At 64.8% G+C, this 22816-nt stretch carries 19 protein-coding genes; 15 read left to right on the top strand and 4 right to left on the bottom strand.

What is annotated here, in order from left to right; genetic code table 11:
- The first annotated feature begins 12 nt into the window (after positions 1 to 12).
- The 3 genes from F0Q04_RS10620 to F0Q04_RS10630 all read left to right on the top strand — a co-directional run bounded on the left by F0Q04_RS10620 (position 13) and on the right by F0Q04_RS10630 (position 3740).
- Positions 13 to 1815 (top strand): nitric oxide reductase activation protein NorD, encoded by a 1803-nt coding sequence (locus F0Q04_RS10620; RefSeq protein ID WP_232539586.1) that lies wholly within the window; start codon positions 13 to 15, stop codon positions 1813 to 1815.
- A 153-nt stretch (positions 1816 to 1968) separates the two neighbouring features.
- Complete coding sequence (locus tag F0Q04_RS10625) at positions 1969 to 3114, top strand: transporter substrate-binding domain-containing protein (protein WP_182345380.1); 1146 nt, start codon at positions 1969 to 1971, stop codon at positions 3112 to 3114.
- 2 nt (positions 3115 to 3116) lie between these two features.
- Positions 3117 to 3740, top strand: coding sequence for an ANTAR domain-containing response regulator (locus F0Q04_RS10630; RefSeq protein WP_232539590.1), 624 nt, complete (start codon positions 3117 to 3119; stop codon positions 3738 to 3740).
- A 142-nt stretch (positions 3741 to 3882) separates the two neighbouring features.
- Here the strand turns inward: F0Q04_RS10630 and F0Q04_RS10635 are convergent, their stop codons facing one another.
- Together F0Q04_RS10635 and F0Q04_RS10640 are read right to left on the bottom strand one after the other, a co-directional pair.
- Positions 3883 to 4440 (bottom strand): GNAT family N-acetyltransferase, encoded by a 558-nt coding sequence (locus F0Q04_RS10635; RefSeq protein ID WP_182345381.1) that lies wholly within the window; start codon positions 4438 to 4440, stop codon positions 3883 to 3885.
- Between the two features lie 29 nt (positions 4441 to 4469).
- Positions 4470 to 5471, bottom strand: a complete 1002-nt coding sequence (locus F0Q04_RS10640) for a LysR family transcriptional regulator (protein ID WP_182345382.1) — start codon at positions 5469 to 5471, stop codon at positions 4470 to 4472.
- A 396-nt stretch (positions 5472 to 5867) separates the two neighbouring features.
- On the opposite strand from F0Q04_RS10640, the gene F0Q04_RS10645 reads away from it, so the two are divergent.
- From F0Q04_RS10645 to F0Q04_RS10700, 12 genes are all read left to right on the top strand, one after another.
- Positions 5868 to 6806 (top strand): dihydrodipicolinate synthase family protein, encoded by a 939-nt coding sequence (locus F0Q04_RS10645; RefSeq protein WP_182345383.1) that lies wholly within the window; start codon positions 5868 to 5870, stop codon positions 6804 to 6806.
- 315 nt (positions 6807 to 7121) lie between these two features.
- Complete coding sequence (locus F0Q04_RS10650) at positions 7122 to 8096, top strand: Bug family tripartite tricarboxylate transporter substrate binding protein (protein ID WP_182345384.1); 975 nt, start codon at positions 7122 to 7124, stop codon at positions 8094 to 8096.
- Complete coding sequence (locus F0Q04_RS10655) at positions 8086 to 8784, top strand: SDR family NAD(P)-dependent oxidoreductase (RefSeq protein ID WP_116925117.1); 699 nt, start codon at positions 8086 to 8088, stop codon at positions 8782 to 8784. Before F0Q04_RS10650 ends, F0Q04_RS10655 begins: the two co-directional genes overlap by 11 nt.
- Positions 8785 to 8819: 35 nt before the next feature.
- On the top strand, positions 8820 to 9986 hold the full coding sequence (locus F0Q04_RS10660; protein ID WP_182345385.1) for a mandelate racemase/muconate lactonizing enzyme family protein: 1167 nt from the start codon (positions 8820 to 8822) through the stop codon (positions 9984 to 9986).
- A 448-nt stretch (positions 9987 to 10434) separates the two neighbouring features.
- A complete protein-coding gene (locus tag F0Q04_RS10665; RefSeq protein ID WP_232539591.1) occupies positions 10435 to 11658 on the top strand; it encodes an ABC transporter substrate-binding protein in 1224 nt (407 codons plus the stop codon).
- Positions 11658 to 12488 carry an SDR family NAD(P)-dependent oxidoreductase gene (locus tag F0Q04_RS10670; RefSeq protein WP_198424353.1) on the top strand — a complete coding sequence of 277 codons (831 nt, stop codon included), beginning with the start codon at positions 11658 to 11660 and terminating at the stop codon, positions 12486 to 12488. Before F0Q04_RS10665 ends, F0Q04_RS10670 begins: the two co-directional genes overlap by 1 nt.
- A gap of 52 nt (positions 12489 to 12540) precedes the next feature.
- Positions 12541 to 13524 carry a Bug family tripartite tricarboxylate transporter substrate binding protein gene (locus tag F0Q04_RS10675; protein ID WP_182345387.1) on the top strand — a complete coding sequence of 328 codons (984 nt, stop codon included), beginning with the start codon at positions 12541 to 12543 and terminating at the stop codon, positions 13522 to 13524.
- A 63-nt stretch (positions 13525 to 13587) separates the two neighbouring features.
- Complete coding sequence (locus tag F0Q04_RS10680; protein WP_182345388.1) at positions 13588 to 14766, top strand: acyl-CoA dehydrogenase family protein; 1179 nt, start codon at positions 13588 to 13590, stop codon at positions 14764 to 14766.
- Between the two features lie 3 nt (positions 14767 to 14769).
- Positions 14770 to 15924, top strand: a complete 1155-nt coding sequence (locus F0Q04_RS10685; RefSeq protein ID WP_182345389.1) for an acyl-CoA dehydrogenase family protein — start codon at positions 14770 to 14772, stop codon at positions 15922 to 15924.
- Positions 15925 to 15935: 11 nt separating this feature from the next.
- Entirely contained in the window at positions 15936 to 18062 is a 2127-nt protein-coding gene (locus tag F0Q04_RS10690; protein WP_182345390.1) for an acetate--CoA ligase family protein, read from the top strand.
- Positions 18059 to 18634 carry a nuclear transport factor 2 family protein gene (locus tag F0Q04_RS10695; protein WP_182345391.1) on the top strand — a complete coding sequence of 192 codons (576 nt, stop codon included), beginning with the start codon at positions 18059 to 18061 and terminating at the stop codon, positions 18632 to 18634. Before F0Q04_RS10690 ends, F0Q04_RS10695 begins: the two co-directional genes overlap by 4 nt.
- 206 nt (positions 18635 to 18840) lie before the next feature.
- Positions 18841 to 20034, top strand: a complete 1194-nt coding sequence (locus tag F0Q04_RS10700) for a porin (RefSeq protein WP_182345392.1) — start codon at positions 18841 to 18843, stop codon at positions 20032 to 20034.
- A 73-nt stretch (positions 20035 to 20107) separates the two neighbouring features.
- Here F0Q04_RS10700 and F0Q04_RS10705 read toward each other — a convergent pair whose 3' ends face one another.
- Together F0Q04_RS10705 and F0Q04_RS10710 are read right to left on the bottom strand one after the other, a co-directional pair.
- On the bottom strand, positions 20108 to 20755 hold the full coding sequence (locus F0Q04_RS10705) for a TetR/AcrR family transcriptional regulator (protein WP_021028140.1): 648 nt from the start codon (positions 20753 to 20755) through the stop codon (positions 20108 to 20110).
- A gap of 588 nt (positions 20756 to 21343) precedes the next feature.
- The gene (locus F0Q04_RS10710; RefSeq protein WP_021028139.1) at positions 21344 to 22117 is read right to left on the bottom strand and encodes an enoyl-CoA hydratase/isomerase family protein; all 774 of its coding nucleotides are present in this window, start codon (positions 22115 to 22117) and stop codon (positions 21344 to 21346) included.
- Between the last annotated feature and the right edge of the window lie 699 nt (positions 22118 to 22816).

Raw genomic sequence — 22816 nt, forward strand, 5'->3', positions numbered from 1 at the left:
AAGCACAGCACCATGGCCCCATCATCCGCCTCCCGGTTCAGCGAGCGCGCCGCCGCAACCTGGATCGACGACGACACACGTAGTTTTGAACGCCTGGCCAGGCTCGCCTCCTGCCTGGCGTTGAGCCGGGTGCAAGTCCACCCCTTGCAGGCTGCCAGTCCGCATCAGGAGGCGGGGGGGCTGCTGGGGATCGCAGCGGCCAGGCCCGCCCCCGCGCAGCGTGCCATCTTGCTTGCTGCAGACGGTGGAGCAGCATCGAGCGCTGCGCGCTTGATGCTACCGCCGCTACTCGATCTGCCTGTGGCCGAGCGTGCCCACCGGCACACCGCCATGGTTGCGCACGCTGCGGCGCATCTGCTGCATTCACCCGCACGCCAGCCCAGCCAGGCCTTGAAGCCCATGGGCATGGTGCTGGTCTCGGCGATAGAAGATGCCCGCGCCGAACGCCTGTTGCTGCGCGACTACCCCGGCGTAGGCCCTTGGTTCCAGACGCAGATCGCGCCCGAGCCCGAGGCGGAAAACCTGGGCTTCGTCGCCTTCATGGCGCGGTTGGACCGGATCTTGCTGCTGGCGGATAGCCATAGCGCTAACCACTGGGTCAGCAAGGCGCGGGAGCTCTTTGAAGGCACGGTGCAAAAGCATGGGCTTGAAGACTATGCGGCATTCCGCGCCATCGCCTCCATCCTCGCCAATGACCTTGGCCAGATGCGGGTGCGCATGGACCCTCAGCACTACGCCGGGCCCACGCTCTACCGGGATGACAACAGCTACCTCTGGGCGCATCCCGAGTCGGAAGACAACCAGGACGAGGCCTTGCAGCTGCCCCAGACTGCCACGCAACGGCCACCGGCGCCTATCGGAAATGCGCAACAGCCGCCCAAGCCGGCGCAAACGCCCCAGGCTGCAGAAGAATTGGAGATCGCCCGCTTTCACTATCCCGAATGGGACTACAGGAGCGAGCACATGAAGGCCGATTGGTGCCAGGTGGTCGAAAAACTTCCCGCGTGGCAGGGCCTGAGCGAGGTCAGCAGTGCGCGCCTGTCCAGTACCACCAGGGTCGACAGCCTGGCGCTGCCCCATCCCCGCGTGCTTGACCGGCGCCATCGGCTTCGCCGCCAGTGGGAGGGCGATGCGCTGGACCTCAATGCGGCCATCGACGTGCAGGTGGACATGCGCATGCAGCTACGCCCTGACCCGCGCATTTTCATGCGCAGCGGTCAGGGCCCACGCCCTGCCAGCATGTTGGTGCTGCTGGACATCTCCGAATCGGTCAACGACATCGGCCCGCAGGGCCGGAGCCTGCTGGCCTTGGAGAAGCAAGCCGCGCTGATGCTGGCGCAGGCGTGCTTGCGCAGCGCCGAGCGTCTGGCCATCCATGCGTTCTCGTCCAACACCCGTGCCGAAGTCAACTACTACCGCCTGCTTGATTTTGGCCAGGTACACAGCCGCGCCACGGCAGCCATGGTCCAAGCCCTGCGCGGGCGCTATTCGACGCGCATGGGCGCGGCCCTGCGCCACGCCAGCAGCCTGCTGCGCAACGAGCCCGAAGGGCAGCGCAGCTTGTTGGTGGTCACCGACGGTGCTCCACACGACATCGATGTGCACGACAAGCGATACCTGATCGAAGATGCGCGGCATGCTGTTCAGGAGGCCAAGCGCGCAGGGGTGCAAGTTTGCTGTCTGGCCGTCGATGCACAGGCCGATGCCTATGTGCGCCAGATCTTCGGCTGGCGAGGCTACGACATCGCGGATGAGGCCGTGCAGCTGCTGCCGCGCTTGACCAGGATGGGCGCGCGCCTGGCCGCCGGGCGCTAGATGTGCAGGGTGTTGCCCAGCCCTGCACCGATGAGACCGGCCAGCGCCTGCTGCTGCGCTAAGCTGGCTGGCACGCTTTATGCATTTATGCATTTACCCCGCATCCGCCCCAATGCCCCAAGCATTGGAGTGGGATAGACCAGGAGACAGGTTTTGGCAAACAACGATCCCTTGCGTGTCGGCATTCTTTTTTCGGAAACGGGCACCACGTCCATCATTGGCCAGTCGCAACTGCAGGGCAGCTTGCTGGCCATCGACGAAATCAACAACGCCGGCGGCGTGCTCGGGCGTGAGCTGGTGGCCGTGCGCTATGACCCCGCGTCCAACCCTGCCGAGTACGCGCGCCTGGCCGAGCAGTTGATCATGCACGACCGCGTCAACACCATCTTTGGCTGCTATATGTCCAGCAGCCGCAAGGCTGTGCTGCCCGTGGTCGAGAAATGGAACAAGCTTTTGTTCTACCCCACGCTCTACGAAGGCTTCGAGTTCTCAGCGAACATCATCTACACCGGCGCGGCCCCTAACCAGAACAGCGTGCAGCTGGCCGATTTCATGACCAGCAGCTTTGGTGCGCGTGTGTACCTCATCGGCTCGGACTACATCTACCCCTATGAATCCAACCGCATACTGCGCGAGTTGGTGCTGCAGCACCCCGAGGGCGAAATCCTCGGCGAGCGCTACCTGCCGCTGGCGGCCACCGAGCAGGACTACCAAGTCGTCATGGAGGATGTACGCCAGAAACGCCCTGACTTCATCTTCTCCACGGTGGTGGGAGACTCCACCGCCAAGCTCTACCGCGCCTATGCCGATGCCGGCTTCAACACCAAAGAAATGCCCATCTGCAGCCTCACCACCTCGGAGGCCGAGATCGGACAAATGGGCTTTGATATCGCAGCCGGCCACATCACCTCGGCACCTTATTTTCAGTCGATCCAATCTGCCGCCAACCAGCGCTGCCTGGCCCACCTCAAGCGGCTGTTCGGCGATGACTGCCGCCCCAATCTGTGCTGGGAAGCCTCCTATTTTCAGCTGCATATGTTTGCCAACGCCTTTCGCCGCTCGGGCAGCGACACCATCAGCGAGTTGCTGCCTCACCTGCTGGGCAGCGAGTTTGATGCCCCCCAGGGGCGTGTGCGCATCGATCCCGGCAACCACCACACCTGGGTCTACCCCCGCATTGGGCGGGCCAATGCGCAAGGGGAGTTCACCATACTGCGCGAGGCCAAACGTGCCGTATCGCCGGATCCTTATCTGGTCACCCATTCCTTGGGCGACTGGACGGCCAAGATCGAGGTCTGAGCGTGAACCCGCAGCAGCCCCGCGCCACCTCGCAGCACCTCAAGGAGCTGCGCCAACTCAAAATCATCCTGATGCACCCCGAGGATGCCGATGGCTTGCTGCTGGCCCAGCAGCTCCAGCGCATTGGCTGCCAGGTGCGCAGCGTCTGGCCACCGGTGCAGCAATTGCCGGACGACCCGGATATCGTCCTGTTGGCGGTACGCCCTGATTTTCTGCACCTGCGCATGCCTTGGGCGAGCGGCGAGCAGGCGCCTGCGCTGGTCGCGGTGGTGAACTATGAAAACCCCACCATTGTGTCTGCCGTGCTGGAGCTCAAGGCCCAGGCCGTCCTGCCTTCGCCCATACGCTCCTTTGGCCTGCTCTCCACCTTGGTTGTCGCGCGCCAGATGCACAAGGAGCACCGGCAGATGCAGCAACATGTGCACAAGCTGCAAAACAAGCTGCTGGGCCAACGCCGTGTGACCGACGCCAAAGCCATCCTCATTGCCACCCACCAGGTCAGTGAAGACCGCGCCTACGAAATGCTGCGCGAGCAGGCCATGAAAAAGCGCGTATCCGTCGAAGACATCGCCCAGGCCATCATCAGTGCGAGCGAATTGTTGGGGATGAAAGGCAAGCCCGAGTAATTGCACACCAGGGTTGTGGTGGAGTGGAAGACCCTCGGTCTGCTGCAGACATGGCCGTGGGCGCATGGCACCTAGGCGAGGTTGACAGCCCGCAGCAGCCAATCTGCCCATCCCGCCGCCGGCCCATTACGGCACTCGCCGGCTACCGTGTAGAGGCATAGACACAGCCGTTCTTCAATTGCCCCGAAGGGGTGATGCGCTCATTTTTCATCACGCCCTCCAGCAGCATCCCCGCGCTGGCGCAGGTCGCGCGGCCGCCCGCGTTATCTTCATCGGTGCGCGCAAACACCCGCCGCGCTTTCAAACGCGTGAATGCCAAGTGCAGCACTGCCGTGACCGCTTCCTTCGCAAATCCGTTTCGGTGCATGCCAGTGCGCATCCAAAAACCCATCTCCCTGCTGGGAATGTCCCAGCGGATCGTGTGCAGGCCCACGCTGCCGACCAATCGCTGCTCGTGGTCCCACACCAGAAAGGCCAGGCCAGTGCCGTTTTCGCGATCGCGCATGCTCGCCAGGCAGAAGTCTTCGGAGGCGGATGCCGATGGCTCATACAGTGCCCAGGGCAGCGAGGTGGGCCAGGCGCGCAGGCTGGCCAGGCTTTCTACCACCGCTGCATAAACGGCCTTACCATCGCCGGGGCCGGCTAGGCGCAGGGTCAGGCGAGGCGTTTGGATGGGGATGTCGACACTGTCAGGGAACATGGGCGTTCTCGCTTGAATGCGGCGGGAGTTTAGGCGCCTGTGACGGGCTGGTGGTGGCTGCTGGAGGCTGAATTTTGCGCCTGAACCAGCGCCCACAAGGCTTCCGCCGCAGGCGCCATCTCCGACCGTTGGCGGTACAGGCGGATCTCCACCGGTACGTTCCAGCGGTCGTCGCCCGCGGGCACCAGGCTGCCGCTGCGCAGCTCTTCGGTGATAAGGCTGTGGGGCAGCCAGGCGACGCCTCGGCCTTCCAGGGCCATGGTTTTGAGTAAGGCCGCGTGGTGGGCGGTAAAGACGACGGCGACGCCCTGCGCCATACCGGGGGTGGGGGAGTGCACGGCGTCTGCGCCATCGGCAAACATGCCGCGCATGCGCGACCGCATGATGCGGCCCAGGCCCGAGGCTTCGCTGTAGGCGAGCACGGGTACAGCGCTGTCCTGGCCGATGCGGTGCAGCGGCTGGCCGGGGGCATCGGGGGCAGCGGCGCTGACCGGGCGTAGCAGGTCATCGGACAGGCGCAGCACGGGGTACTGGCCTTCGTCCAGGCGCCCGGGCACAGCGGCATGGCCGTGGCACAGCACAAACTGCACGCGCCGCTGCAGCATCAGGTCCTCGCAGGCAAGTGAGCTGTCGCTCATCGTCTGGATCGGACCCATGCGCAACTGCGCTTCCATGCCCACCAGCCAGCGCGGAAAGAAGGTGAGCGACAGCACATGGGTGGCGGCAAAGCGCAGGCTGGCGGCCGCTGTGTCGTGCGCGGCGCGGGCCTTGATGCGGGCGGCCTCCAGGTTGGCCAGCACGTTTTGCAGCAGCGGCAGAAAGCGCTGGCCGGCGGGGGTGAGCGCGGCGGGGTGGGCGCTGCGGTCAAACAGCTCCACGCCGACCCAGTCTTCCAGCGAGCGGATATGGCGGCTAAAGGCGGGCTGGGCGATGGCGCGGGCCTCGGCTGCGCGCGAGAAGTTGCCGGTATCGGCCAGTGCCATGAAGTCTTCGAGCCACTCCAGATCGAGCGGGCGGTTGCCGGGTCCCATGGGTTTCCTTGTTTGGAGTCTGCTAAGGCTATAGAACGTGTTTGCGATCTCTACGCAGCTGCGTTGGAGTGCAATCGGGATGAGTTCGAAGCGCTGGTTCGCAGCTTGCACCGGGGTGCAAGCAAGGGCCAGCGCGAAGAAGTCGCCCGATTTCACTCCAACCCGTAGGGACAGTGGCTTTGCGGGACGTGTGCGTTGTTCCAAATCCTAGAAATAGCATGACTATTGCTGCGGTATTGCGCCTCGCATCCCATCCCGCAAAGACACTGTCGCGGCGCGAGGAGATCGTAAACACGTTCTTAGATACATGTATGCGTTTCGGGTATTGGACAGCAGAGGCAGCCTGCGAAATGATGAACACCGTTGACCACTCGCACCCCTAACGGAGACAAAAACATGCCTGCCATCGCGAATTATCGTGGAATTATTCCCGCCATCTCTTGCCCTTTCACCCCTGACCATCGCATTGACGAGCCCGCGCTGCGTAAGCTCGCCTCCTGGCTAGCCGGCCACGATGGCGTGGTCGCGATCATGACCAACGGCCATACCGGCGAGGTGTTCTCGCTGACGCCCTCCGAGCGCGCTGAGGTGACGCGCATTGTGGCTGATGAGCTCAAAGGCCGCCTGCCGGTGATCTCGTCCATCGTCTGCGAAGGCCTGGCCGATGCGGCCGAACATGCCCGCGCTGCGGTGGAAGCCGGTGCCGTGGCGCTGGATGTCATGCCCCCGCACCACTGGCTGCGCTTTGGCTTCACCTCCGGCCATGCGCTGCAGTATTTCGATGCCATCCACAAAGCCGCCCCCCATGCCGACCTGGTCTGCCATGTCTACCCGGCCTGGACGCGTGCCTCCTACTCGTCGCAACTGCTGGCCGACCTGGCCAGGCTGCCGTACCTGCAGGCCTTCAAGGTGGGCCAGCGCGACATGAACAAATATGCCCGCGACATCCAGGCGATCCGCGAGGCCGATGCCTCCAAGGCCATCCTGACCTGCCACGACGAGTACCTGCTCGCCTCGATGGTGCAGGGCGTGGACGGCGCGCTGGTGGGTTTTGCGACGTTTATTCCGCAGCTGATCATCGACCTGTGGAATGCGGTGAAGGCAGGCGACCTGAAGAAGGCGATGGAAGTGCAGGCCATCATCACCCCGCTCAAGGATGCCGTGTATGGCGGGGGCGAGCCCACCGGCGAGGCCCATGCCCGTATGAAGGGTGGCATGTACCTGGCCGGCGTGATCGACGACGCCACCGTGCGCCCACCGACCGAAGCGCCCAATGCCAAGGAAGTGGAGGCACTGCGCGCGGCCGTCAAGCAAGCCGGGTTGCTCAAGCGCTAAACAGCCGTTGAAGTAGGGCAGGGGATTTTGAGCCCCTGCGCCCTGGGGTCCCGAAGATGGTGTTGACGATCTCCTCGCGCCTCGACAGTGTCCTTGCGGAATGACGTGATGCGTGCACCTCAAGACGGGATGTCCCCAAAGTCACTGTCCCTACGGGTTGACGTGAAATCGGGCGATTTCTTCGCGTTGGCTCTTGCTTGCACCTCGGTGCAAGCTGCGAACCACCGCTTCGAACTCATCCCGATTGCACGCCAACGCGGCTGCGTAGAGATCGTCAACACGTTCTAGAAAAAAACCGACAGGAGACAAGACACCATGCAACGCCAACCATTCATCCGTACCGCGCTACGCAGCGCCATCGGTGCCGCCGCCCTGGCCCTGGCCGCCAGCGGCTTTGCGCAGACCTACCCGGCCAAGCCGGTGCGCGTCGTGATTCCCTTTCCGCCGGGCGGCACGCTCGATGCGGTGGGCCGTATGCTGGGCCAGAAGCTCGCCGACCAGCTGGGCCAGCCCTTTGTCATCGAGAACAAGCCCGGTGCCAGCGGCGTGATCGGCGGTGAGACGGTGGCCCGCGCGCCGGCCGATGGCTACACCTTGCTGTTCAGTGCCTCCACGCATGTCACAGCGCCGCTGACGCTCAAGTCCGTGCCCTACAACGTCACGCAGGATTTTGTGCCGATTGCGCTGGTGGCCAAGGCCCCGCTGTCCGTGGCCATCAACAAGAACCTGCCGGTGACCGATATCAAGTCGCTCATCGCCTACGGCAAGGCCCACCCCGGCAAGATGACCTTTGCCGTGGGGTCGCTGGGCTCGGCCGGGCATCTGTCTACCGAGCTGCTCAAGCGCGCGGGCGGCCTGGACTACCTGATCGTTCCGTACAAGGGCACGGCACCGGCGTTCCAGGATTTGATTGGCGGCCAGATCGATGGCTTTATCGACCCGATCCTGGGATCCCTCCAGTACCACAAGGGCGGCATGCTGCGGGTGGTGGCCGTCACCTCGGCCGAGCGTGTGCCCAGCCTTCCGGATGTGCCTACCGTGGCCGAGACCATTCCCGGCTATGAGTTCTACAGCTGGTATGGCCTCTGGGCGCCTGCCAAGACTGCGCCCGCGCTGGTGCAGCGCCTCAACGCCGAGGTGAACAAGGCCCTGGTCGATATGGCGCCCAAGCTCAAGGAACAAGGCCTGCTGCCCACGCCCGGTAGCGCCGAGGACTTTGTGAAATTCCAGCGCAGCGAGATGGACCGTGCGCAAAAGATCGTGAGCGAAGGAGGCATCCGTGCAGACTGAGCTGGGCCATGTCGTCGTAACCGGAGCGAGCATCGGCATCGGCTGCGCCATTGCCGATGCGCTGCTGGCGGCGGGCTGGCGCGTCACGGGGCTCGATGTGGCGCAGGCCACCATCGTGCATGGCGGCTATGCGCATGTGCCGGTTGATCTGACGGACGGCGCCGCCATTGCGCGCACCGCTGCGGCCTTGCCCGCTGTGGATGCGCTGGTGCATGCCGCCGGCGTGCTGCGCGTGGGCGCGTTGGGCCAGCTCGACCATGACGGCGGCGCGCTGATGTGGCGCCTGCATGTGGATGCCGCCACGCGCCTGGCCGATGCCATCGTGCCCGGCATGGCGCAGCGCGGCCAAGGCCGGGTCGTGTTTATCGGCAGCCGGGTGGCGCAGGGCATGGCAGGGCGCGGCCAGTACGCCGCCACCAAGGCGGCCTTGATCGCGCTGGCGCGCAGCTGGGCGGCCGAGGTGGCTGCGCAGGGCGTGACGCTGAATGTGGTCTCGCCCGCAGCCACAGCGACTGGCATGTTGAACGACCCGGCCCGCGCCGGCAGTGCGCCGCGCCTGCCACCCATGGGCCGCTTGATCGAGCCGGCCGAGATCGCCGCCCTGGTGGGCTTTCTTTTGTCTCCGGCGGCGGCAGCCATTACCGGGCAGGACATCGCCATCTGTGGTGGCTCGTCACTGGCCCGCTGATATTTCATCCAACATTTTCACAACCGATGACCACCATGAAGATCGTCAACATCCTCGAATCCACCCGTCCCATCAAGTCGGACATCCGCAACGCCTACATCGACTTCTCCAAGATGACCTTGAGCCTGGTGGCCGTGGTCACCGATGTCATCCGCGATGGCAAGCCCGTCATTGGCTACGGCTTCAATTCCAACGGCCGCTACGGGCAGGGCGCGCTGATGCGCGACCGCTTTATCCCGCGCGTGCTCGAAGCCCAGCCCGGCAGCCTGCTGGACGAGACCGGCGAGAACCTGGACCCGCACAAGGTCTGGGCCCGCATGATGATCAATGAAAAGCCCGGCGGCCATGGCGAGCGCTCGGTGGCGGTCGGCACCATCGACATGGCCGTCTGGGATGCCACGGCCAAGATCGCCGGCAAGCCCTTGTTTCAGCTGCTGGCTGAGCGCTATGGCAATGGCACAGCCAACCCGCGCGTGTTTGTCTATGCCGCCGGCGGCTACTACTACCCCGGCAAGGGCCTGGAGGCACTTCAGCGCGAAATGGAAAGCTACCTGGCGCGCGGCTACTCGGTGGTCAAGATGAAGATTGGCGGAGCTACCCTGGCCGAGGACTGCGAGCGCATTGAATCGGTGCTGAAAATCCTGGGCCCGGGCCAGCAACTGGCGGTGGATGCCAATGGCCGCTTTGACCTGCAGACCGCCATCGACTACGGCAAGGCGCTGTCGCAGTACCCGCTGTTCTGGTACGAAGAGGCCGGTGATCCGCTGGACTACGAGCTGCAGGCCAAGCTGGGCGAAGTCTACAAAGGCCCCATGGCCACGGGCGAGAACCTGTTCTCGATGCAGGATGCCCGCAACCTGATCCGCCACGGCGGCATGCACAAGGACCGCGACTGGCTGCAGTTTGACTGCGCGCTGAGCTATGGCCTGGTGGAATACCTGCGCACCTTGGACATGCTCAAGGAATACGGCTGGTCGCCCAGCCGCTGCATTCCCCACGGCGGCCACCAGATGTCGCTGGCCATCGCCGCAGGCCTGGGCCTGGGCGGCAACGAGAGCTACCCGGACCTGTTCCAGCCCTATGGCGGCTTCCCCGATGGCGTGAAGGTGGACAACGGCTATGTCACGCTGCCAGCGCTGCCAGGCATCGGCTTTGAAGGCAAGTCCGACCTGATTGCGGAGATGCGGGCCCTGGCTTCCTGACCCGGTCTGGCCACAAGCGCTTGCGAATAGGGCGCTTGCGACTTTATTTTGAGAATCGGCAAGTGGTCGCGCCAGGCGACGCTTGCGACTGCCTCCCCCAGCGGCGCCTTATAGGCGCCTTTGCGCCTCTGCTTGTCTAAAGCCGAGGCGTTTTCTTTTTGGGCCATGGCTGCTTGGGCCTGCGCATCCGCCATTGAGAACGGAGCGCCTTCAGGTGATTTATCCCGCCTTTCTTTTCGGCCAGCACAGCCCGTGCATCGGTCTCCCAAGCCCCGTCCAGCAGGGGCAAAAACACACAGCTCCCAGCGACCAAGGGTTAGCACTGAAAGCTATTCAAGCTTTTTTTTGTACTATTTACCTGTCGGCAGGTATGTAGTCCAACACCAAGATCTGGACGGCCGGCCAAGACACGGTTCATCGCAAAAAAAGAGCTGATCAAGGAGACAACGTGAAATCTGTACGCCCGCATGCATTGCTTTTGTCGTTATTGGCGGCCATGGCCGCGCCGTCCGCTTCCTGGGCCCAGGTCAGTGATGACGTGGTCCGCATTGGTGTGATGGGGGACCAGACGGGGCCTTACTCGGGCAATGGCGGTCCCGGCCATGCGCTGGCCGTCAAGATGGCGGTCGAGGACTTTGGTGGCAAGGTGCTGGGCAAGCCCATCGAGGTGGTGGTAGCCGACGACCAGAACAAGCCCGACATCGGCCTGAGCATCACCCGCCGCTGGCTGGATGTGGAGAAGTTCGACACGATCGTCGGCAACTCCGCCTCGTCGATTGCGCTGACGGTGGCCCAGCTGATGAAGGAGCGCAGCAAGCCCTACCTGATCGCAGGCACCACGACGGCCGACCTGACCAACAAGGCCTGCTCGCCGATGAATTTCAATTTTGTCGCCGACTCCTACGCGATGCCCAAGGCGGGGGTGAAGGCGCTGATGAAGCAGGGCGTCAAGAGCTTCTACTTCATCGCGGTCGACTACGCCTTTGGCCAGGCCTACCTGGACGAGGCCACGCGCTTTATCAAAGAGGGTGGCGGCAAGGTGGCCGGGGTCACGCGCCACCCGCTGGGCACGGCCGATTTCTCGTCCTACCTGCTGCAGGCGCAGGCCAGTGGTGCCGAGGCGATTGTCATCATCAACGCGGGGCTGGACCTGTCCAACGCCCTCAAGCAAGCGGCTGAGTACCGCATTGCCCGCGGTGGCCAGAAGGTGGCGGTGTTTGGCATGACGATCAACAGCGTCACCGCCATGGGCCTGGATGTGGCCCAGGGCCTGCAGCTGGCGCTGCCCTTCTACTGGGACCAGAACGACGAGACCCGGGCCTGGTCCAAGCGCTTCATGGCGCGCTACAACAATGGCGCGCCCACCTACCTGATGGCCGGTGCCTACAGCGCCACCACGCACTACCTGCAGGCGGTGCAGGCCGCCGGCACCGACGAGGGCAAGGCCGTGGCGGCCAAGATCCGCGAGCTGCCGGTCAACGACTTCTTCTCCAAGCAGGTCAAGGTGCGGGCCGATGGCCAGGTGCTGCGCCCGCTCTATGCGGTGCAGGTCAAGACCCCGGCGGAGTCCAAGGCCAAGTTCGACTACTACAAGATCATCGGCACCATCGCGCCTGAAGAGGCCTGGCGACCCGCCTCCGAGAGCGCCTGCGACCTGCTCAAGGGGCAGTGATGGGCCGCACTCTCGTCACCGGTGCCGCACGCGGCATTGGCCGCGCCATTGCGCTGCGCCTGGCCCAAGACGCCCATGACCAAGCCGACCCAGCGCAACTGACCCTGCTGGACCAGCATGCGGCCGAGCTCGATGCGGTGGCCGCTGAGCTGCAAGCGCTGGGCGCGCAGGTCCAGGTGCTGGCGGGTGATCTGTCGGGGCTGGACTTTGCCGCCCAGGCGGTGGCCGCTGCCGTGCAGCACTGGGGCGGGCTCGATGGCCTGGTCAGCAATGCGGGCGCGGCTTTTCCCGGGGCCTTGAGCGACTACCCGGTGGCCGACTGGGACCGGACCTTTGCGCTCAATGCGCGGGCGCCATTGCTGCTGGCCCAGGCGGCCCTGGCACCGCTGCGTGCCAGTGGCGGCAGCATCGTGGTCATCACCTCGGTATCGGCCAGCCATGCCACACCACCGCTGGGCGCCTACAGCGCCAGCAAGGCGGCCGCGCTGATGCTGGTGCGCCAGCTGGCGACCGAGTGGGGGCCGCTGGGTGTGCGCATCAATGCGCTCTCGCCCGGCTTGATCGCCACGCCCGGTACCGCGCTGGCCTATGCCGATCCGGCAGCCAAGGCTCAGCGCGAGCAGCGCGTACCGCTGCGCCGCATTGGTGAGCCGGGTGACATAGCCGGTGCCGTCAGCTTCTTGCTGAGCGATGCGGCTGCGTACGTCAACGGCGCCGAGCTGGTGGTCGATGGCGGGCTGGCCCACACGATGATGGCCTCGCTGCCGCAAAAAGCCTGGCAGGACCAGGCGGCGCTAAGCCGCTTGCCCCAGGCCGTTGCCGCGCGTTAGGCGACTGCTGACCAGCCCATAGCAACAACGTATTTTGTGATGGAGACCTGCCGTGTCTATCTCTCAAAAATTCAAGCGGGCCGCCACCTGGGGCGTGTTCATCGGCGCCTGGGCCGGGGCCGTGGTGCAGGCGGCGGAGTTCCCTGACAAGCAGGTCACCATCGTTGTGCCCTATGCGGCCGGCGGCTTTACCGACCAGGTGGCCCGCGCCATTGCGCCGGTGCTGGCCGAGAAATGGGGCAAGCCGGTGGTGATCGACAACCGCCCCGGCGGCGGCACCACCATTGGCACGGCCCTGGTCGCCCGGGCCCCTGCCGATGGCCACACCCTGCTGCTGAGCAGCCTGGGTTACTTGACCAACCCGCTGATGATGCCCCGCCTGCCCTATGACCCGCAGGACCTGAAACCTTTGATGATGGTGTCCGAGTCGCCCAGCGTGCTCTATGTAGGCAAGCAGGTGCCCGCCAACAACCTGGCCGAGTTTGCCAGCTATATGCGCGCCAATGACGGCAAGGTGGCCTTTGCCTCGTCGGGCGTCGGCTCCAGCCCGCATATCTGCGCCGAGATGCTGGCCTCGGCCGTCGGCGCGCACATCATCCACGCGCCCTACCGGGGCAATGCCCCGGCCTTGAACGCCTTGATGGCCGGCGAGGTAGCGGCCTTGCTGGATGCGCCCAGCGCAGTGAGCTATGTGCAGGCCGGGCGCATGAAGGTGCTGGGTGTGGCCAGCGACAAACCCGTGCGCAGCGCACTGCCGCTGACCCCGTTCTCCCAGTCGTCCGCGCCTGAGCTCAAGCCCTACAGCTGCAGCAGCTTCTTTGGCTTCTTCATGCCTGCCAAGGTGCCCGCAGCACTGCAGCAGCGCATCTACCGCGATCTGCGCGCGGTGGTGGAAGTGCCCACGGTAGCCGAGGGCGTGACCCGCCCCGGCGGCGAGCTGCACCTGCTCGGCCCCGAAGACTTCACCGCCTACCTGGATGCCCAGCGCCCGCGCTGGGCCGCCGTGATCCGAGAAAAGCACATTACCCAGGAATGAGGGCCAGGGGCACCCAGCCCTTGCCCGCCCCTTGTCGTTTGATTTGACCTTGAACCCGGAAACATGACAGCAACCACCGATCCCTATGCCGATTTTCGACAAACCCTGCGCGACTTTGCGCAGCAGCACTGCCCGCCCGCGCTGAAAGCCAAGGTCCGCGCCAACGAGAAGCTGGGCCGCGCCGAGATGAGCGAGTGGGCCAAGATCCTGCAGCGCAAGGGCTGGAGCGCCCCCAACTGGCCGATCGAATGGGGCGGCACCGGCTGGGACATGCAGCAGCGCTATTTGTTTGAAGAAGTGATGGCGCAGGAAGACTGCCCGCCGCTCTACCACCATGGCATCGGCCACATCGGCCCGGTGATCATGCACTTTGGCACGCCTGCGCAAAAGGAGCGCTACCTGCCGCGCATTGTGGACGGCAGCGAATGGTGGTGCCAGGGCTATTCCGAGCCCGGCGCCGGCTCCGACCTGGCCTCGCTGCGCACGGCGGCGGTGCGCGATGGCGATGACTATGTCATCAACGGCCAGAAGATCTGGACCTCTCACGCGCAGGAGGCCGACATGATGTACACCCTGGTGCGCACCTCCAAGGAGGGCAAGAAGCAGGCCGGCATCTCCTTGCTGCTGGTGCCGATGGATGCGCCCGGCATTGAAGTGCGCCCCATCCCGACGATTGACCACTGGCACCATGTCAACGAGGTGTTCTTGCGCGATGTGCGCGTGCCCGTGGCCAACCTGATTGGCGAGGAGGGCGGCGGATGGGCCTGCGCCAAGTTCCTGCTCGACCGCGAGCGCCTGTCGCCCGCGACCGTGCCGCGCCTGGTGCGCCTGCTGGAACAAATCGAGCAGCCGCTGCGCGAGCGCGGCCGCAGCCAACAAGGTGCCAGCCAGCACATGCTGCTGGAGCGTTTGTTCCTGGCCCAAGCGGCCGTGGCCGGCGCCAAGGAGATGCTGATCAGCGCCATCGACGAAGAGATGCAGGGCACGCTGGCCTCGTCCAAATCCTCGGCGCTCAAGCTGTTCTGCTCCGACCTGGCCCAGCAGATCATCGGCATCGCCTTTGACATGAGCCCCGACTACGCGGCGCGCCTGATTCCGAGCCTGCCCGAGAGCAGCCCGGCTGATGTGGAGCTCAAGCGCGAGCTGATCCACACCTACCTCTTCTACCGCTCGCGCACCCTGGCCGGCGGTACCAGCGAAGTACAAAAAAACGTGATTGCACGCGATATCTTTGGAGCCTGACCCATGCCTTTTCAAGCCTCTCCCATGTTTCCGGGCGATCTGTACGACACGACGTTACGGGTGGCAGCCAATGCTGTGGCGGCCGATGCACAGGCGGTCAATGCCACGCTGGCCGAAGCCCAGGCCAGCGGCAGCTGGCAGCAGTTTCTGGAGCTCGGCTGGCAAGCCGTGCTGGTGCCCGAGGCCAGTGGCGGCGCGGGCTCGACCTTTGCCGATGTGGCGTCCATCGCAGAGGCCGCTGGCCGCTATGGCCTGACCACGCCGCTGGTCGCACGCTGCGCGGTGGTGCCAGCGGTGCTGGGCGCCATCCCCGGCCGGGACGATGTGGCCCAGATGCTGGGGCTGCTGGCTGCCGGCGAAGTCTCCATCGCCCCCGTGTTTGCGCATGACGGCAGCTGCAGCCTGACGGCAATGGTCGATGCCGAAGGCGTGCAACTGCAGGGCAGCCTGCGCGGCATTGACCTGAGCGAGCCCGCCAGCCATCTGCTCTTCCTGGCCCGCAGCGCTGCCGGCGAGGCCTTGCTGCTGTTGGCCAGCCGCGATCAATTAGGCGGCAGCCTGCAAAGCTGGGCTGGCCATGACAGCCGACTGACGGCCGACCTGAGCCTGAAGGCTACGCGCCTGCCCGCCAGCGCCGTGCTGCAACGGGGCCGGGCGGCAGTGGCTGCTGCCAAGCGCGCCAATACCGTGGGCGCGCTGGTCTGCTGCGCGCAGATCGTCGGCGCCATTGGCGCGATGGTCGAGCAGACCATTGAGTACCTGAACACGCGCCAGCAGTTTGGTGTGCAGCTTGCCACCTTCCAGGCACTGCGCCACCGCACGGTGGACATGTATGTGGCTTATGAGAGCGTGCGCGGCATGGTGCGCGAGCGTGTCGTGGCCTTTGACCAGGGCGACAGCGATGCGCATGCGGTGGCACTGCTCAAGCACTACCTGTCGATCGCGGCCCGCCAGGTGGGCGAGTCGGCGATCCAGCTGCATGGCGGCATCGGCATGTCGCGCGAGCTGCCTGCCGCCCGCCTAGCCATGCATGCGATTGGCTGCAGCCTGCAGTGGGGCGACCGCTACGAGCAGCTCGACAGCCTGGCAGCCGACATGGCCGCCGAGATCGCGGCTGAAGTCGCCGCTGAATCCGCCCCCACTGCCGCCCGCGCCTGAGAGGATCCGCCATGAGCCCAACATCTTCGTCCCTCGACGCCTTGTTCCACCCGCGCTCGGTGGCGCTGGTCGGCGCCTCGTCCGATCCCGAGCGCATTGGCGGCCGCCCGCTGCGCTTTATGCTCGAAGCCGGCTTTGCCGCGCCCATCTACCCGGTCAACCGCAGCGGCGCGCTAATCCAGGGCCTGCAGTCCTACCAAAAGGTGTCCGATATCCCGTTCCCGGTCGACCAGGCCATCATCTGCGTGCCGGTGGCCGGGGTGGAAGAGGCCGTGCGCGATGCCATTGCCAAGGGCGTCAAGGCCATCCAGGTGATGACGGCCGGCTTTGCCGAGATTGATGCGGCCGGCCGCGCGCTGCAGGACCGCATTGTCGGCCTGTGCCGCGCAGCCGGTGTGCGCATGCTGGGCCCCAACTCGCTGGGCCTGCTTAATGTGCCGGCGCGCTTTTTCTCGACCTTCTCCACCTTTCTCAACGGCGCCCAGCCCCAGCCGGGCTCCATCTCGCTGGCCACGCAAAGCGGCGCCTTTGGCTCGGCCGCCTATGGTCTGGCCACCTTGCGCGGCCTGGGTTTCAGCAAGATCATCGCGACGGGCAATGAGGCCGATGTTGATGTGGCCGAGAGCATTGACTACCTGGCAGGCGACCCGGACACGCGCATCATCTGCGCGGCGGTCGAATCCTGCCGCGACGGCAACCGCCTGCGCCGCGCCTTGCTCAAGGCAGCCAGCGCCGGCAAGCCGGTGCTGATCATGAAGGTAGGGCGCACCGAGCTGGGTGCCGCCGCTGCCTCCACCCACACCGGGTCGCTGGCCGGCAATGACAAGGTCTACGACACGGTGTTCCGCGAGTGCGGCGCCCTGCGGCCCGAGTCCATCGAGGAGATGCTGGACATCGCCTACCTCTATACCGTGAGCGGCGTGCTGCCGGCCAATGACGAGCTGGGTGTCTTCACCGGCTCGGGCGGCATCGGCGTGCTGATGGCCGACGAGGCGGGCGCCCAGGGCATGGAGCTGCCACCCTTGCCCGCCCCCGCGCGCGAGGCCACCCTGGCGCTGCTGCCTTTTGCGGTGGCCGCCAACCCGCTGGACATGACGGCCCAGGTCACCTCGGTGGCCAGTGGCACCGCGCGCACGCTGGGCGTGATGCTGGAGCACACGCGCTATGGCGCAGTGCTGGGCTACCTGGCCCATGTGGGCCTGTCGCCCGAGCGCTTTGCCAGCACCCAGCAAGAGATTGCGGAACTGGCTGCGCAGCACCGCGAGCGCCTGACCATCCTGGTGATGCTGGCCTTGCCCCAGGTGCGCAGCGCGCTGGAGAAGCAGGGCGTGGCCGTGTTCGAGGACCCGACCCGCGCCGTGCGCGCCGTTGCCGGCCTGGCCAAGATCCGCCAACGCTGGCAGGCGCTGTACCAGCTGCCCGGCAGCGCGCAGCCTGCCGCGCCCGCCTTGGCGCTGGACGATGTACATACCGAAAGCGGCGCCAAGCGCGCGCTGGCAGCCGCTGGCCTGCCGGTGCCGCCCGAGCACCTGTGCAGCAGTTCCGCACAAGCTGCCGCTGCCGCAGCGCAGGTGGGTTTCCCGGTGGTGGTCAAGATTGTCTCGCCCGACATTGCGCACAAGACCGAGGTCGGCGGCGTCATGCTCAATCTGCAAGATGCCGCCGCCGTCGAACGCGCCTTTGCGACCTTGATGGACCGCGCGCGCACAGCGCGGCCCGATGCCCGGCTGGACGGCGTGCTGATTGCCCCGATGCTGAGCGGCGGCGTGGAGGTGATCCTGGGCCTGCACCGCGACCCGACCTTTGGCCAGATGGTCATGTATGGCAGCGGCGGCACAGCGGTGGAGCTGTTCCAGGATGTGGCGCTGGCATCGGCACCACTCACCGCAGACCGCGCCCAGGCGCTGGTCGATGCGGTGCGCTCCAGCCAGCTGCTGCGCGGCTGGCGCGGCGGCCCGCAGTATGACGAGGCTGCGCTGGTGCAGGCGCTGTGCCGGCTGTCGGAGTTTGCGATGCAGCATGCTGACAGCATCCAGAGCGTGGACATCAACCCGCTGATGGTGCGCACCCAGGGCGCCATGTGCCTGGATGCGGTGATCGAGCTGCGCGCGCAGACGCAGCAGGTGGCACAGCCATGAGCAGCGAAGCCAGGCTGGCCCAACTGGAGGCGCAGTTCCAGGCGCTCTGCGACCGCGAGGCGATCCGCGAAGCACTCTACTCCTACTGCCGGGGCATTGACCGGGGCGACGAAGCGGCGCTGCGCGCCGCCTACTGGCCCGATGCCACGGACCGCCATGGCGCCTACCAGGGCAGTGCGGAAGGCTTTATCCAGGCGGCGCTGCCCCAGCTGGCCAAGGGGCGCTATATCCACAACATCGCCAATCTGTCGATCCAGCTGAATGGCGATGCCGCTGCGGTGGAGGCGTATTTTCTGGCCTACCAGACGGACAGCGATGCCGCCGGCGCACCACGCGCCACCTTCTTGTGCGGCCGCTATGTCGATCTGTTTACCTGCCGCGCCACGGCCACCGCCGCGCGCGAATGGCGGGTGGCCAAGCGCGTGGTGGTTTACGACTGGCAGGACATCTGGGCCGCGCCCACGCAGGACGAAGCCACGCGCTTTGGCCGGCGCCTGCCCCTAGGCGCCAGGGCGCCTGATGACCCCTGGTACGCGTTGATGCGCGAGGTGGCCATGCCCGCTAGCCCATAGCCGCGCCGCTCACCGCGCTCCATCTGGCGGATCGCGTCCGCCCCTTCTGCCCCTGCGTTTGACTGCAGGGACTCCCTTTCTCACTGCGCTTTCTAGCGCGGTGGGGATCTGCTCGGTCTAAAAAAAACAGCAAAGCGTTTTCACCGTGGTCGTGCATGGGGCCAGGCCCGACCACGTCTTTCCAAAACTACACCAGGAGACAAACCATGAAAGCCAACAAGCCCAGACTTCATCCGCTGCTCGCAGCACTCATCGCCTCTGCAGCGGCCGGGGGCGCGGCGGCGCAAACCGCGCAGACCCAGGAGCTCAAGCAGATCACCTCGCCGGCCGGGGGGCTGGCCTCGGGCGGCAGCAGCTCGGTGCAGGTCTATGGCCTGATCGACAGCAGCGTGGCCAGCGTATCGATGCAGGGCCAGCGCGCCACCAAGCTGGAGAGCGGCCACATGATGGGCTCGCGCCTGGGCTTCAAGGGCAGCGAGGACCTGGGCGGCGGCCTGCGGGCCAACTTCCAGCTGGAGATGGGTATCAACACCTCCAACGGCGCGCAGCAGCAAAACCAGGGCTTTGGCGCCAAGGCCTTTGGCCGGGGCTCGCTGATCAGCCTGACCGGCAACTTTGGCGAGCTGCGCATGGGCCGCACCCTGGCATCGCTGCCGACCGAGGTGCAGGCCGTCGGTGACCCCTTTGGCCTGGGTGGCGGTGGCAACCTGCAGGGCATCCAGCCCTCGCCCGGCCGGCAGAACAACAACATCCTCTACCAAAGCCCGTCGATCGGCGGCTTTATCGGCAAGGCGGCCTATACCATCAGCGAATACACGCGCCAGAGCATCGACATCGAGCACCGTGCCCACCAGTACACCCTGGCGCTGTTCTACAAGAACGATGCCTGGAGCGCAGCCGTATCGGCCACGCGCATGACCAACCCCACCGATGGCTCGGCGACGCGCTATTTCAACTCGGCGCTGGCCTATGACTTCAAGGCCTTCAAGCTGTTTGGCTCGTTTGCCACCTTCAAGAACCCGGGCGCCGCCATCACGCCCACGGTGAACACCGGCCTGGACAACAGCGGCCAGCTCGCCGGCTTCCCCTCCGTGGGCTACTACGAGGGCCAGGACGACCGCAGCTTCTCGATCGGCGCCTCCGTCAAGCTCGGCCCAGGCACCTTGCTGCTCAATGCCATCGACCTGAACGACACTGGCCCATTGAACCGCGATGCGCGCCAGTACGGCGTGGCCTACCTGTACCCGATGTCCAAGCGCACCACCTTGTACACGGACTACGGCTATGTGAAGAACAAGAACGGCGCCGGCTACACCTTGACCGGTGCGGTGACCGCAGCGGGCTTTACCAACAACGGCAACAGCAATGCCTACCGGGTGGGCATCATCCACAGCTTCTGATAGCTGAAATACGCCACAAGGCCCAGGCGTTTGCAGCGCCTGGGCCTTGTTTTATAGGTATCCCGTGTCTGGCTTAGCGAGCGGGATTGCTGGCGAGCAGCCCCTGGAAAATCATGTCAATGTACTGCTGCACCACCTGGCGGGCGCTGAGCCGCCCAGTGGGCGAGTGCCAGCGGGGCAGCTGGTTGAGCACGGCCAGCAGCATGCGGCTGGCAATGGTGGGGTCCACCTTCTGGAACACCTCGCTGTCCACGGCTTGCTTGATTGCATCGCGCAGCAGTTTTTCGTACTGGTCGCGCAGGGCCAGGTTCTCGGTGCGGGGCTTGGCATTGTCGCCAAACCAGAACATGTTGGAGCCGGCGATCCAGGAGTCGCGGTTGCGGTCCATGTAGTCGGCCGACGACAGCATGAACTCGCGCACCTTGCCCTCGGGGCTGGCCACCTTGCCCATGGCTGTAGACACATAGTTGACAAGGGTGCGCATGCCATCGACGAGGATGCTTTCGTAGAGCGCATCCTTGTTGGGGAAGTGGTAGTAGAGCGCCGCCTTGGTGATCTGGGCTTCGTCGGCAATGTCGCGCAGCGAGGTACCGTCAAAGCCCTTGCTGGCAAACAGCCGGACCGCTATCTCTATCAGTTGCTCTTTCCGGTCTTCCACACGCATGCGCGTGCTGCTGCCTTCTTCGGGGGCGTCGGAGGGTTTCGTCGTGTTTTTTTGCATAGTCACCAAAATTTGTTTGCCCTGATATCGGCCGGGAGACGGCCGATCCGCACCCGGCGGCTTGTGGCTTCTGGGCGGTGGCACCATCATAGTTCAACGAAAATCATCCATCCATCGGGCCCCGCCTGATGCTGTCTGGCGGCCGTTAAGGACCCTCTACAAAACTCCCTGCCGTGGTCTGAACGCGGACTCGGGCGATCCGCTGCGTTGTCTTCCTTGTGAATAGCTACGGCTATTCACTGCAAAAGACGCCTAGCGTCTCATCCCGATCCGCGTCCATCCCGCTTGGCGAGGGTTCTGCAGAGGATCCTAAAGGCTGCGCTGGCCGGGTTTTGTAGCCCAGGGCCAGCGGCAGCGATCGATGATTCTCGGCGCGTGGGACGGGGAGCTGTTAACAGCACCCAGCAAACCGAAGGTTTGCCGTTGAGGCTCGGCGCCCCCGACTTGGCGCCCCCAGCTAGGCGCCCCCAACTGAGCGTCCCTGACACGGCGTCCTGACGCTGTCAGTACAGACGCACGGCAAGTCAGGGCGCGGCACGCCAGGCGAGGACGTACCAAGGGCGTTGTAAGAGCGGCCCTTAGTAGCGCTTAGCGGCCCTTGTAGACCGGCTCGCGCTTTTCCAAAAACGCCTGCTGCGCCTCGCGCGTGTCTTCCGTCTTGGACAGTGCCACGGTGTTGCCTTGCTCATAACGGTAGGCATCACGCGTGGGCATCAGCAAGGTCATGCGCGCAGCTTCCTTGGCCAGGCGCAAAGCGATAGGGCTCTTGGATGCGATCTCGCGCGCCATCTCCATCGCATAGGGCATCAGCTGGTCGGCGGGCAGGCAGGCCTCGATCAGGCCCAGGCGGTACATCTCTTGCGCCGACACCTTCATGCCGGTAAAGAACATGCGGCGTGCACGCGACTGGCTGAAATAGCGCTGCAAGAACGTCACGCCCCCCGCCAGGCCCACATTGATTTCAGGCATCGAGAAATAGGCGTCTTCCGAGGCCACCCAGATGTCCGAAGCCATCACCAGCCCAAAGCCAGCCCCCAGCGCTGGGCCGTTGATCGCCGCAATGATGGGCTTGGAGCATTCCATGATCGCGTTGTTCGACTCGCGCACCAGGCGGTTGTGGCGGCCATAGGCACCGGGCTCTCCCGCCAAGTTGGGGCGTTCGCGAATGTCGGCACCGGCCGAGAACACCTTGCCTGTGCCCGTGAGCACGATGCAGGCCACATCGTCGCGGTCGGACAGCTCGTCAAACAGCTCCATGATCTCGTTGCGGAACTCCTTGTTCTGCGCGTTGACGGGCGGGCGGTTGAGGGTGACAACGGCAATCTTGTCCTTGATATCGACGATGAGCGTGTTGTAGGCCATGCAGGGTCTCCTGGTTGAATACTAGTAATTTACCGGTCGGCAAGTAAATATTAGCGAATAACGGCGGAGGGCTCAAGCGGGTTGGTACGGGGGAGGGGTGGGGGTGTCGCTCAGGTGATTGGGGAAGTGAGTCCAAGGGTCGCCGGGGTATGGTGCTGTGTATGCGGGTAGATGCCCATCATCGACAAGGTTAAACGTACTCGGAATAAAGCTCGAGCTTTTCGTAAGGACTTCGAGGCTCCGCGTAGATTGGACCTCCAGTCGGCAAGATAGGGATTGAATAATTCTGGTAACAGCTTAAAAAGGCGCTGATATGGGATAGCTGGATGCTCGGCGATACCTTGCACGAGATCGGCAAGCTCCTTGAACGGCTGCATACCTCGATCCGTCCCATGCTAAGTACAACAGACGTCCTTTTTCCCGCTGACCTAAAGCATCGACCCCGCTTAGCGTTAACGATGTCTGAGAGAGAAGAGATCTTCTAAGCATTAGCTGCTGTAGAATTGATTTGCTGCGTTGCCAAGTGCTTGAGAAGAGTTGGCTCCACCATTAGTTACGAGCTGCTGTGCTATGACGGAAGGACTTGCTACTGAGCGGCTAAGTCCGTTGCTGTATGCCTGGGAGCGTGCTAGTCGCCCCAAGGCATGCAAATTGGCATGTAACCCCGCAGTGGCTCAGATCTTGGCGGTTAAATTGCAA

This window comes from Comamonas koreensis (assembly GCF_014076495.1).
GTDB classification, from domain to species: Bacteria; Pseudomonadota; Gammaproteobacteria; order Burkholderiales; family Burkholderiaceae_C; genus Comamonas; species Comamonas squillarum.

Bases quoted from the DNA above. Each gene is read 5' to 3' on its own strand.
- F0Q04_RS10705 (WP_021028140.1), bottom strand. From the start codon at position 20,755: ATGCAAAAAAACACGACGAAACCCTCCGACGCCCCCGAAGAAGGCAGC.
- F0Q04_RS10690 (WP_182345390.1), top strand. From the start codon at position 15,936: ATGAGCCCAACATCTTCGTCCCTCGACGCCTTGTTCCACCCGCGCTCG.
- F0Q04_RS10695 (WP_182345391.1), top strand. From the start codon at position 18,059: ATGAGCAGCGAAGCCAGGCTGGCCCAACTGGAGGCGCAGTTCCAGGCG.
- F0Q04_RS10710 (WP_021028139.1), bottom strand. From the start codon at position 22,117: ATGGCCTACAACACGCTCATCGTCGATATCAAGGACAAGATTGCCGTT.
- F0Q04_RS10645 (WP_182345383.1), top strand. From the start codon at position 5,868: ATGCCTGCCATCGCGAATTATCGTGGAATTATTCCCGCCATCTCTTGC.
- F0Q04_RS10670 (WP_198424353.1), top strand. From the start codon at position 11,658: ATGGGCCGCACTCTCGTCACCGGTGCCGCACGCGGCATTGGCCGCGCC.
- F0Q04_RS10620 (WP_232539586.1), top strand. From the start codon at position 13: ATGGCCCCATCATCCGCCTCCCGGTTCAGCGAGCGCGCCGCCGCAACC.
- F0Q04_RS10635 (WP_182345381.1), bottom strand. From the start codon at position 4,440: ATGTTCCCTGACAGTGTCGACATCCCCATCCAAACGCCTCGCCTGACC.
- F0Q04_RS10680 (WP_182345388.1), top strand. From the start codon at position 13,588: ATGACAGCAACCACCGATCCCTATGCCGATTTTCGACAAACCCTGCGC.
- F0Q04_RS10640 (WP_182345382.1), bottom strand. From the start codon at position 5,471: ATGGGACCCGGCAACCGCCCGCTCGATCTGGAGTGGCTCGAAGACTTC.
- F0Q04_RS10700 (WP_182345392.1), top strand. From the start codon at position 18,841: ATGAAAGCCAACAAGCCCAGACTTCATCCGCTGCTCGCAGCACTCATC.
- F0Q04_RS10685 (WP_182345389.1), top strand. From the start codon at position 14,770: ATGCCTTTTCAAGCCTCTCCCATGTTTCCGGGCGATCTGTACGACACG.
- F0Q04_RS10660 (WP_182345385.1), top strand. From the start codon at position 8,820: ATGAAGATCGTCAACATCCTCGAATCCACCCGTCCCATCAAGTCGGAC.
- F0Q04_RS10650 (WP_182345384.1), top strand. From the start codon at position 7,122: ATGCAACGCCAACCATTCATCCGTACCGCGCTACGCAGCGCCATCGGT.